This window comes from Serratia sp. Ae19-1 (assembly GCF_059801225.1).
The window spans coordinates 1-12300 of the sequence record NZ_JBCHWD010000012.1 but is presented as its reverse complement, the minus strand read 5'-3'; the positions used below and the strand labels follow the sequence as shown (position 1 = coordinate 12300).

Below are 12300 nucleotides of genomic sequence, written 5' to 3'. Positions count from 1 at the left end.
TAATGCCAATCCGAATTAAACCGCGGTTTGGAAGATCACGCCGTCGGCTTTTTCGGTGTACTGCCCCAGTTGGTCAAAGTTCAGGTAGCGGTAGGTATCCGCCGCCGTCTTGTCAACCTGCGCCATATAGGTCTGGTACTCGTCCGGCGTCGGCAGGCGGCCCAGCAGGGACGCAACCGCAGCCAGTTCGGCAGAGGCCAGATAGACGTTGGCGCCGGTGCCCAGACGGTTCGGGAAGTTACGGGTCGAGGTGGAAACCACCGTCGCGCCGTCCGCTACGCGCGCCTGGTTGCCCATGCACAGCGAGCAGCCCGGGATCTCGATACGCGCGCCGCTCTTGCCGAAGACGCTGTAATAGCCCTCTTCGGTCAGCTGAGCCGCGTCCATCTTGGTTGGCGGCGCCACCCACAGACGGGTCGGCAACTGCCCCTTGTGCTGATCCAGCAGCTTGCCGGCAGCGCGGAAGTGGCCGATGTTGGTCATGCAAGAACCGATGAACACTTCATCGATTTTGCTGTTGGCCACGTCGGACAGCAGGCGTGCATCGTCAGGATCGTTCGGCGCACACAGGATCGGCTCTTTGATCTCGTTCAGATCGATGTCGATCACCGCCGCATATTCAGCATCCGCATCGCCTTCCAGCAACAGTGGATCCGCCAGCCATTTCTCCATGCCCTGAATACGGCGCTCCAGCGTACGGCGATCGCCGTAGCCTTCGGAGATCATCCACTTCAGCAGCACGATGTTGGAGTTCAGGTACTCTTCGATCGGCGCCTTGTCCAGCTTGATGGTACAACCGGCGGCGGAACGTTCGGCGGACGCATCGGTCAGCTCAAACGCCTGCTCGACCTTCAGATCCGGCAGGCCTTCGATCTCCAGAATGCGGCCGGAGAAGATGTTTTTCTTGCCCTTCTTCTCGACGGTCAGCAGACCCTGCTGGATCGCGTAGTAAGGGATGGCATGCACCAGATCGCGCAGGGTGATGCCCGGCTGCATTTTGCCTTTGAAGCGCACCAGCACCGACTCAGGCATATCCAGCGGCATGACGCCGGTCGCGGCGGCAAACGCCACCAGGCCGGAACCGGCCGGGAAGGAAATGCCGATCGGGAAACGGGTGTGGGAATCGCCGCCGGTGCCGACGGTGTCAGGCAGCAGCATGCGGTTCAGCCAGGAGTGGATCACGCCGTCGCCCGGACGCAGCGAGACGCCGCCACGGTTCATGATGAAGTCAGGCAGCGTGTGGTGCGTGGTCACATCAACCGGTTTCGGGTATGCGGCGGTATGGCAGAACGACTGCATGACCAGATCGGCGGAGAAACCGAGGCAGGCCAGGTCTTTCAGCTCATCGCGGGTCATCGGGCCGGTGGTGTCCTGAGAACCGACGGAGGTCATCTTCGGTTCGCAGTATTCGCCAGGGCGAATGCCGGCGACGCCGCAGGCGCGGCCCACCATTTTCTGCGCCAGCGAGAAGCCTTTGCTGCTGGCGGCAACCGGTTTGGCGATGCGGAACACGTCGCTGTGCGGCAGGCCCAGCGCTTCGCGCGCCTTGGTGGTCAGGCCGCGACCGATGATCAGCGGGATGCGGCCGCCGGCGCGCACTTCATCCAGCAGCACGTCGGTTTTCAGCTCGAAGTTGGCGATCAGCGCGCCGGTCTCGTGGTTGCGCACTTCACCTTTGTACGGGTAAACGTCGATCACGTCGCCCATGTTCAGCTCGGACACGTCCACTTCGATCGGCAATGCGCCGGCATCTTCCATGGTATTGAAGAAGATTGGCGCAATCTTGCCGCCCAGCACCACGCCGCCGCCGCGCTTGTTCGGCACGTGCGGGATGTCGTCGCCCATAAACCACAGCACGGAGTTGGTGGCGGATTTACGGGAAGAACCGGTGCCGACCACGTCGCCGACGTAGGCCAGCGGGAAGCCTTTCTTGTTCAGCAGCTCGATCTGTTTGATCGGGCCAACGCTGCCCGGCTGATCCGGCACGATGCCTTCACGTTCGTTTTTCAGCATCGCCAGCGCGTGCAGCGGGATGTCCGGGCGCGACCAGGCGTCCGGCGCCGGAGAAAGGTCGTCGGTGTTGGTTTCGCCGGTGACTTTGAACACGGTGACGGTGATCTTTTCCACCAGTTCAGGGCGCGACAGGTACCATTCGGCGTCTGCCCAGGACTGCATGATCTGCTTGGCGTGCGGATTGCCGGCCTTCGCCTTCTCTTCCACATCGTAGAAGTTGTCGAACATCAGCAGCGTGTGGGACAGCGCTTTGGCGGCGATCGGCGCCAGCTTTTCGTTGTCCAGCGCTTCAATCAGCGGATGAATGTTATAGCCACCTTGCATGGTGCCTAACAGTTCAATCGCTTTCTCGGGGGTAACCAGGGGGGATGTCGCTTCACCTTTGGCGATGGCCGCCAGGAAACCTGCTTTGACGTAGGCGGCTTCATCGACGCCCGGTGGAACACGGTTAATCAGCAGGTCTAACAGGAATTCTTCTTCGCCTTTTGGCGGATTCTTCAGTAGTTCGACCAGCGCGGCCATTTGGGTGGCGTCTAGCGGCTTAGGGGCGATGCCCTCAGCAGCACGCTCGGCTACGTGCTTACGGTATTCTTCTAGCACGACGTTCTCCTCGCTCTCATTGTCATTTATTGTGCCTGGCGTATATGCAAACCGGGTTTATACCCTTGGGGTTTCACACTGTGGCTAGGCGATCGGCCCGTAAAGTCCCCGAAACGGTGATTGGGGTAAACAAGCACGGTCAAACAGCGTTGCAGCATGAAAGACTGATGGGTAGAGCGCACGGCGATATTGATGCCATCTATCCTGACGGGGCACTGCTGTCGATGTCCTGGACTGTAAGGTACAGTGCCCGGTTCCGCTCAGCCAGCATATCAGGATTTGAAACGGTTGTTAATTCGTTCACATAAAAGCAACATTAAATCTTTGCTGAATCGTTGAGCGCAGCGTAATCGGCTGCCGGACTAGCAGGGCATTATATCCATAGAGTTAGAATGGATATAAGTATGGGGATCGGAATTTGGCGCAGCGGCCACAAAAAAACCGCTCTCTGAATCTGAGCCAAAAAAAACGGCCCCTTTTCAGGAGCCGCTTGTTAACCGGTCAAGCCAGCAGAATTACTTCTTCTTGGCTTTCGGGTTAGGCAGGTCGGTGATGCTGCCTTCATAGATTTCCGCCGCCAGACCCACGGATTCGTGCAGGGTCGGGTGAGCGTGGATGGTCAGCGCGATGTCTTCCGCGTCGCAGCCCATCTCGATAGCCAGACCGATTTCACCCAGCAGCTCGCCGCCGTTGGTGCCGACAATCGCGCCACCGATGATGCGGTGAGTTTCTTTGTCGAAGATCAGTTTGGTCATGCCGTCTGCACAGTCGGAAGCGATCGCACGGCCGGAAGCCGCCCACGGGAAGGTGGAGGTTTCGTAGCTGATGCCTTTCTCTTTCGCTTCTTTCTCGGTCAGACCCACCCATGCCACTTCCGGCTCGGTGTAAGCGATGGATGGGATCACTTTCGGGTCGAAGTAGTGCTTCATGCCGGCGATGACTTCCGCGGCAACGTGGCCTTCGTGCACGCCTTTGTGCGCCAGCATCGGTTGACCGACGATGTCGCCGATAGCGAAGATGTGCGGCACGTTGGTGCGCAGCTGTTTGTCGACGTTGATGAAGCCACGCTCGTCAACTTCAACACCGGCTTTGCCGGCATCCAGCAGTTTGCCGTTCGGCACGCGGCCGATCGCCACCAGCACCGCGTCGTAACGCTGTGGTTCTGCCGGCGCTTTTTTACCTTCCATCGTGACGTAGATGCCGTCTTCTTTGGCTTCTACCGCGGTCACTTTGGTTTCCAGCATCAGGTTGAACTGCTTGCTGATGCGCTTGGTGAAGACTTTCACCACGTCTTTATCTGCAGCCGGGATAACCTGATCGAACATTTCAACCACGTCGATCTGTGAACCCAGCGCATGGTATACGGTGCCCATTTCCAGGCCGATGATGCCGCCGCCCATAACCAGCAGACGCTCTGGGACGGTTTTCAGTTCCAGCGCATCAGTAGAATCCCACACGCGTGGATCTTCATGAGGAATGAATGGCAGTTGGATCGGACGAGAACCTGCAGCGATGATGGCGTTGTCGAAGTTGATGGTGGTTGGGCCGTTTTCGCCTTCCACAACCAGGGTGTTAGCGCCGGTGAACTTGCCCAGGCCGTTGACCACTTTCACTTTACGGCCTTTCGCCATGCCAGCCAGACCGCCGGTCAGCTGAGTGATGACTTTTTCTTTCCAGACGCGCACTTTGTCGATGTCGGTTTTCGGCTCGCCGAAAACGATGCCGTGTTCGGCCAGCGCTTTGGCTTCTTCGATCACTTTGGCAACGTGCAGCAGTGCTTTGGAAGGGATACATCCCACGTTCAGGCAAACCCCGCCCAGAGTGGAATAACGTTCAACCAGAACGGTTTCAAGACCTAAGTCAGCGCAACGAAAGGCTGCAGAGTAACCTGCCGGGCCCGCCCCAAGTACCACGACCTGAGTTTTAATTTCAGTACTCATCATGACCTCTTAATTGATTGTCCGGCGGGTCAGACGTCATTTTTATTGCTAATCGATCTCATAACGCCCTTCATCCACCGGGACGCTTACACCGCGAGCAGTTTACAGAATTGTTAATAATCTGCAAAGCGTGTTCGAGTGACCCGTGTCTCAACAATTTTGTCGAGTAATGCAAAATCCGACAAAACTGCTACAGAATCGTCAGGGGCGCAGCATGCTGCGCCCCTTTTGCATTACATCACCAGACGGCGAATGTCGGACAACATGTTGTTGATGATGGTGATGAAGCGCGCACCATCGGCACCGTCGATAACGCGGTGGTCGAAGGACAGCGACATCGGCATCATCAGGCGCGGCATGAACTCTTTACCGTTCCAGACCGGCTCCATCGCAGACTTGGAGACGCCCAGGATTGCCACTTCCGGCGCATTGACGATCGGCGCGAAGTGAGTCGTCCCGATACCGCCCAGGCTGGAGATGGTGAAGCAACCGCCCTGCATCTCGCCCGCGGTCAGCTTGCCGTCGCGCGCTTTCTTGGAGATGGCCATCAGTTCGCGAGACAGCTCGGTGATGCTCTTCTTGTTCACGTCCTTGAACACCGGAACCACCAGGCCGTTCGGGGTATCTACCGCCACGCCGATGTTGATGTATTTCTTCAGCGTCAGCTTCTGGCCATCTTCGGACAGCGAGCTGTTGAAGCGCGGCATCTGCTCCAGAGCGGCGGCGACGGCTTTCATGATGAACACGACAGGCGTGAACTTCACGTCCAGCTTGCGCTTGGCCGCTTCTTCGTTCTGCTGCTTGCGGAACGCTTCCAGATCGGTGATGTCGGTTTTGTCGAAGTGAGTCACGTGCGGGATCATCACCCAGTTGCGGCTCAGGTTCGCGCCAGAGATTTTCTGGATGCGGCCCATTTCGACTTCTTCGATCTCGCCGAACTTGCTGAAGTCCACTTTCGGCCATGGCAGCATGCCCGGCAGACCGCCGCCGGCAGCAGCCGGGGCCGCTTCGGCGCGTTTCACCGCGTCTTTCACGTAAGTCTGAACGTCTTCGCGCAGGATGCGGCCTTTACGACCGGTGCCTTTCACTTTCGCCAGGTTAACGCCGAACTCACGCGCCAGACGACGAATGACCGGGGTCGCGTGCACGTAGGCCGCGTTCTCGGCGAACTCGCCCTTGTCGTCAGCTTTCGCAGCCGGTGCGGCGGCTTTAGCGGCGGCCGGAGCCGGCGCAGCTTCCGCTTTAGCAGCTGGAGCGGCGGCAGCGGCTGGCGCAGCGCCTTCCACTTCGAACACCATGATCAGGGAGCCGGTTTTCACTTTGTCGCCGGTCGCGATCTTGATCTCTTTCACGGTACCCGCGAACGGCGCAGGCACTTCCATAGAAGCCTTGTCGCCTTCCACGGTGATCAGAGACTGCTCGGCGGCAACCTTGTCGCCTACCTTAACCATCACTTCGGTCACTTCGACTTCGTCGCCGCCGATATCCGGCACGGCGACGTCTTTGGCCGCAGAGGCCGCTGGCGCTGCAGCGGCGGCAGGAGCTTGCGCCGCAGCCGGGGCCGCAGCGGATGCGGCGCCGGCCACTTCGAACACCATGATCAGGGAGCCGGTTTTCACTTTGTCGCCGGTCGCGATCTTGATCTCTTTCACGGTGCCCGCGAACGGCGCAGGGACTTCCATAGAAGCCTTGTCGCCTTCAACGGTGATCAGGGACTGCTCGGCTTCCACCTTGTCGCCCACTTTCACCAGGATCTCGGTCACTTCAACTTCGTCGGCGCCGATGTCCGGCACGGCAACGTCTTTGGCCGCAGCGGCAGCCGGGGCAGCTGCTGCCGCCGCCGGTTTTTCTTCCGCTTTCGCCGCCGGTGCAGCTTCCGCTGCGCCTGCCGCTTCGAAGATCATGATCAGTTTGCCGGTTTCGGTTTTATCGCCGACCGCCACTTTGATCTCTTTCACCACGCCCGCCTGCGGGGATGGCACTTCCATGGAAGCCTTGTCGCCCTCCACGGTGATCAGCGATTGTTCCGCTTCAACTTTATCGCCGACCTTCACCAGAATCTCGGTGATTTCGACTTCATCTGCACCGATGTCCGGTACGTTGATTTCGATAGACATTATTCAGTACCTCTTAGGCCAGACGCGGGTTAACTTTTTCTGGGTTGATGTTGAATTTCTTGATTGCATCAGCAACCACAGAAGCTTCGATCTCACCGCGTTTAGCCAGTTCGCCCAGAGCAGCAACCACCACGTAAGACGCATCGACTTCGAAGTGGTGACGCAGGTTTTCGCGGCTGTCCGAACGACCGAAGCCGTCGGTGCCCAGTACGCGATAATCGCTGGCCGGCACATAAGTACGAACCTGCTCGGCGAACAGTTTCATGTAGTCGGTAGAGGCTACCGCCGGCGCGTCGCTCATCACCTGAGCGATGTAAGGCACGCGTGGCGTTTCGGTTGGGTGCAGCATGTTCCAGCGCTCGCAGTCCTGGCCGTCGCGCGCCAGTTCGGTGAACGAGGTCACGCTGTAGGTGTCGGAACCCACGCCGTAGTCCTTCGCCAGGATCTGCGCAGCTTCACGCACGTGGCGCAGGATGGCGCCGGAGCCCAGCAGCTGTACCTTGCCTTTGCTGCCTTCCAGCGTTTCCAGCTTGTAGATACCCTTGCGGATACCCTCTTCCGCACCCTGCGGCATCGCAGGCATGTGGTAGTTTTCGTTCAGCGTGGTCAGGTAGTAGTACACGTTTTCTGGGTTGTCGCCATACATGCGCACCAGACCGTCGTGCATGATTACCGCTACTTCGTACGCGTAAGCCGGATCGTAAGAGATACAGTTAGGGATGGTCAGAGACTGAATGTGGCTGTGGCCATCTTCGTGCTGCAGACCTTCGCCGTTCAGGGTAGTACGGCCCGACGTCCCGCCGATCAGGAAGCCGCGCGCCTGTTGGTCGCCCGCTGCCCAGCACAGGTCGCCGATACGTTGGAAACCGAACATCGAGTAGTAGATGTAGAACGGAATCATCGGCAGATCGTTGGTGCTGTAGGAAGTCGCTGCGGCCAGCCAGGAAGAAGCTGCGCCCAGTTCGTTGATGCCTTCCTGCAGGATTTGGCCTTTCTCGTCTTCTTTGTAGTAAGCAACCTGCTCACGGTCCTGCGGAGTGTACTGCTGGCCGTTCGGGCTGTAGATACCGATCTGACGGAACAGACCTTCCATACCGAAGGTACGCGCTTCGTCGGCGATGATTGGCACCAGGCGATCTTTGATCGACTTGTTCTTCAGCATCACGTTCAGGGCACGCACGAAGGCGATAGTGGTGGAGATCTCTTTGTTCTGCTCTTCCAGCAGCGAGCTGAAATCTTCCAGCGCCGGCATTTCCAGCTTCTGGGTGAACTCCGGCAGACGAGTCGGCACGTAGCCTTTCAGCGCCTGGCGACGTTCGTGCAGGTATTTGTACTCTTCGGAATCTTTCTCGAAGGTGATGTACGGCAGTTTTTCGATGTCAGCATCGGCAACCGGCACGTTGAAACGATCGCGGAAGTGGTGAACCCCTTCCATGTTCATTTTCTTCACCTGGTGAGCGATGTTTTTACCTTCCGCGGTTTCACCCATGCCGTAACCTTTGATGGTGTGGGCCAGGATAACGGTCGGTTTGCCTTTGGTGTCCTGCGCTTTTTTCAGTGCAGCGAAGATTTTCTTCGGATCGTGACCACCACGGTTCAGCGCCCAGATTTCGTCGTCGGTCATGTCTTTGACCAGCGCAGCGGTTTCCGGGTAACGGCCGAAGAAGTGCTCGCGCACGTAAGCGCCGTCTTTGGATTTGAAGGTCTGGTAGTCGCCGTCCAGGGTCTCGTTCATCAGCTGAACCAGTTTACCGCTGGTGTCTTTACGCAGCAGCTCGTCCCAACGGCCGCCCCAGATCACTTTCAGCACCTGCCAGCCTGCGCCGGAGAAGATGCCTTCCAGTTCGTTGATGATCTTGCCGTTACCGGTGACCGGGCCGTCCAGACGCTGCAGGTTGCAGTTGATGACGAACACCAGGTTGTCCAGCTTCTCGCGGGTCGCGATGGTGATAGCGCCTTTGGATTCCGGCTCATCCATCTCGCCGTCGCCCAGGAAGGCGTAAACGGTTTGATCAGAGGTGTCTTTCAGGCCACGGTGTTCCAGGTATTTCAGGAACTTCGCCTGATAGATGGCGCTGATTGGGCCCAGGCCCATGGAAACGGTCGGGAACTGCCAGAATTCCGGCATCAGCTTAGGATGCGGGTAAGACGACAGGCCGTTGCCGTGCACTTCCTGACGGAAGTTGTTCATTTGTTCTTCGGTCAGGCGGCCTTCAAGGAAGGCACGCGCGTAAACGCCCGGAGAGATGTGGCCCTGGAAGTACACCAGGTCGCCGCCGTCTTTCTCGTTGCGTGCGCGGAAGAAGTGGTTAAAGCAGACTTCATAGAAGGTCGCGGAAGACTGGAAGGAAGCCATGTGGCCGCCCAGCTCCAGGTCTTTTTTGGATGCGCGCAGAACGGTCATGACCGCGTTCCAACGGATCGCTGAACGAATGCGGCGCTCCAGATCCAGGTTGCCCGGGTAAGCCGGTTCGTCTTCGACCGCGATGGTGTTGACGTAGTTGTGCGCTGCAGCACCGGCCGCAACGTTAACGCCGCCTTTGCGGGCTTCTCCCAATACCTGATCAATCAGAAACTGAGCTCGCTCAACACCCTCTTCACGGATGACCGATTCGATCGCCTGCAGCCAGTCGCGGGTTTCGATCGGATCCACGTCATTGTTTAAACGTTCTGACATGGTGGTATTCCTTATCTGTCTAATGGTTTGTTTGGAGCCTGTCTTCCTGTGCTCTGTGAAAAAACACACGAAGACAGGCCCATCAGTTTAGTTGCCGCTTAAGTACTTAACTAAGTACCTCGAACTTAACCCCCGCAGGCTGGTGTACCCTGAAGAGGACAGCTCTTAATCCTTGCGTTGCTGGAGACGCCGTAGCGATCTCTCGCGTCGGGTATGCTCCCGGCTGAGATCCAGCAAGATTTCCTCGATAAACGCCAAGTGGCGATGCGAGGCTTCACGGGCCTTTTCCGGCTCGCGTGCCACAATCGCCTCAAAAATTCCGGCGCGGTGGCTGCTCACTTTTGCCAACATCTCACGGCGCGAGTAGAGCAATTCAAAGTTCTGACGCACGTTCTGTTCCAGCATCGGCCCCATGCAGCGTAGCAGGTGAAGTAACACAACGTTGTGGGCGGCTTCGGTCACGGCGATTTGATACTGCATGACCGCATCGGCTTCGGCGTCGAGATCGCCGCTGTCCTGAGCCTGCTGAATCACAATGTGGCAATCGCGGATGCGCGCCAGATCTTCATCGGTGCCGCGCAGCGCCGCGTAATAGGCGGCGATGCCTTCCAGCGCGTGACGGGTTTCCAGCAGATCGAACTGTGATTCGGGATGGTCGGCCAGCAGCTCGGCCAGCGGATCGCTGAAGCTCTGCCACAGATTAGTTTGCACGAAGGTGCCGCCGCCCTGACGGCGCAGGAGCAGCCCTTTCGCTTCCAGGCGCTGAATGGCCTCTCTCAGAGAAGGACGGGAGACATCAAACTGTTTCGCCAGCTCGCGCTCCGGAGGCAGTTTTTCGCCTGGGCGCAGTGTCCCCTCGAGGATCAGATATTCGAGCTGTTGCTCGATAACATCTGACAACTTGGGTTGGCGGATTTTGCTGTAGGCCATGAGTGAATTCTTCTCTGCGAATGGCGCGGAGTCAATTGGTAATACCAATTTCAAAAACGTGACGGTAAAGTAACAAAGTATTCACCTCCTGTCCATACGGGCCTTGATCGAAATCAGGTTACCCGCACATTTTAACACCCCGCTGAAAACCCCGCTGCAAACCGGTAACGCCGTGATGGTATTACCATTTACGCGACGGGTTATGGATTTAACTTTTACCAAACCTTACGCAAGGAAGAGTGCAAACTTTTTGCCCGAGTTTTATTGCATGGTTATTACGCTTTGATGAATGACTATTTGGCGAGCAATGCGGCGCTGATTTGTTCATTATTTGAACGCATCCCGCCGCGCAGATCTACGTTATTTTTGCGCATTATGTGATTTGTTGCTTATTTCATGCACTGAATCCCCCCCGCCGTCACACAACCCGCATTTTGTTTCCTAAACTGCTGCAATCTTAATCACTCACACGACAAAGCAGGTGCAAACCGACGCGCATAACATTATTCTCTGCCAAACGGTAGCGGCGCCGTGGAATTAATAGATATAACGCCGTAAATAAAACAAAACACACATCGTAACCACTGCTTTACAGGTATGTGGGCATTCACAACGACAGAGGGTTAGATTGATGGATGGTCAACAGCATGGTGACCAGCTGAAACGCGGCCTGAAAAACCGCCATATTCAGCTCATCGCCTTAGGTGGCGCAATCGGCACCGGATTATTTCTCGGTATCGCTCAAACAATAAAAATGGCCGGCCCGTCAGTGCTTCTCGGCTACGCCATCGGTGGCTTCATCGCGTTTCTGATCATGCGCCAGCTGGGGGAAATGGTGGTGGAAGAGCCGGTCGCCGGTTCCTTCAGCCACTTCGCCTACAAATACTGGGGCAACTTCGCCGGCTTCGCCTCCGGCTGGAACTACTGGGTGCTGTATGTCCTGGTGGCGATGGCGGAGCTGACCGCGGTCGGCATCTACGTACAGTACTGGTGGCCGGAGATCCCCACCTGGGTTTCCGCCGCGGTGTTCTTCCTGGCGATCAACGCCATTAACCTGGCCAACGTCAAAGTTTACGGCGAGATGGAGTTCTGGTTCGCCATCATCAAGGTGGTAGCGATTATCGGCATGATCGTGTTCGGCGCCTACCTGCTGTTCAGCGGCCTGGGCGGCCCGGAAGCCACCGTCACCAACCTGTGGGCGCAAGGCGGGTTCTTCCCGAACGGCATCATGGGCCTGGTGATGGCGATGGCGGTGATCATGTTCTCCTTCGGCGGCCTCGAGCTGGTCGGCATCACCGCCGCCGAAGCCGACAACCCGCAAAAGAGCATCCCGAAAGCCACCAATCAGGTGATCTACCGCATCCTGATCTTCTATATCGGTTCATTGGCCATTCTGCTGTCGCTGTACCCGTGGGGCAAAGTGGTCGAAGGCGGCAGCCCGTTCGTGCTGATCTTCCACGCGCTGAACAGTAACCTGGTAGCGACCGTGCTGAACATCGTGGTGCTCACCGCCGCGCTGTCGGTCTACAACAGCTGTGTCTACTGCAACAGCCGCATGCTGTACGGCCTGGCGCAGCAGGGCAACGGGCCGAAAAGCCTGCTGAAGGTCGATGGCCGCGGCGTGCCGGTGGTGGCCATCGGCATTTCCGCCCTCGCCACCGCGCTGTGCGTGCTGATTAACTACCTGAGCCCGGGCCGCGCCTTCGAACTGCTGATGGCGCTGGTGGTGTCGGCGCTGGTGATCAACTGGGCGATGATAAGCCTGGCGCACCTGAAATTCCGCGCCGCCAAAAACCGCGAAGGCGTAGTGCCGAAGTTCAAAGCGTTCTGGTACCCGTTCAGCAACTACTTGTGCCTGCTGTTCATGGCCGGCATCCTGGTGATCATGTATCTGACGCCGGGCATTCAAATCTCGGTGCTGCTGATCCCGGTGTGGGTGGCGATCCTGGCCGTCGGTTACGCCATCAAACAGCGCAGCCAACGCGTCGACGGCGTCACCAGCCGTTGAATCCCGTAACCGAGC

The 12300-nt window shown here is 57.8% G+C and carries 6 protein-coding genes; 1 reads left to right on the top strand and 5 read right to left on the bottom strand.

The genetic code is table 11. From position 1 onward, the window contains the following. Window positions 1-15 precede the first annotated feature (15 nt). From acnB to pdhR, 5 genes are all read right to left on the bottom strand, one after another. Window positions 16-2613, bottom strand: a complete 2598-nt coding sequence (gene acnB, locus AAIE04_RS23725) for a bifunctional aconitate hydratase 2/2-methylisocitrate dehydratase (protein ID WP_498577781.1) — start codon at window positions 2611-2613, stop codon at window positions 16-18. Window positions 2614-3128: 515 nt separating this feature from the next. After that, window positions 3129-4553, bottom strand: a complete 1425-nt coding sequence (lpdA, locus tag AAIE04_RS23720) for a dihydrolipoyl dehydrogenase (RefSeq protein ID WP_004937500.1) — start codon at window positions 4551-4553, stop codon at window positions 3129-3131. A gap of 233 nt (window positions 4554-4786) precedes the next feature. Then, a complete protein-coding gene (gene aceF / locus AAIE04_RS23715) occupies window positions 4787-6670 on the bottom strand; it encodes a pyruvate dehydrogenase complex dihydrolipoyllysine-residue acetyltransferase (protein ID WP_019456076.1) in 1884 nt (627 codons plus the stop codon). A gap of 13 nt (window positions 6671-6683) precedes the next feature. Then, a complete protein-coding gene (gene aceE, locus AAIE04_RS23710; protein WP_063919683.1) occupies window positions 6684-9347 on the bottom strand; it encodes a pyruvate dehydrogenase (acetyl-transferring), homodimeric type in 2664 nt (887 codons plus the stop codon). Window positions 9348-9512: 165 nt separating this feature from the next. Next, on the bottom strand, window positions 9513-10277 hold the full coding sequence (gene pdhR / locus AAIE04_RS23705; protein WP_004937490.1) for a pyruvate dehydrogenase complex transcriptional repressor PdhR: 765 nt from the start codon (window positions 10275-10277) through the stop codon (window positions 9513-9515). A gap of 631 nt (window positions 10278-10908) precedes the next feature. Here pdhR and AAIE04_RS23700 point away from each other — a divergent pair. Next, a complete protein-coding gene (locus AAIE04_RS23700; RefSeq protein WP_498577780.1) occupies window positions 10909-12285 on the top strand; it encodes an amino acid permease in 1377 nt (458 codons plus the stop codon). Window positions 12286-12300 lie beyond the last annotated feature (15 nt).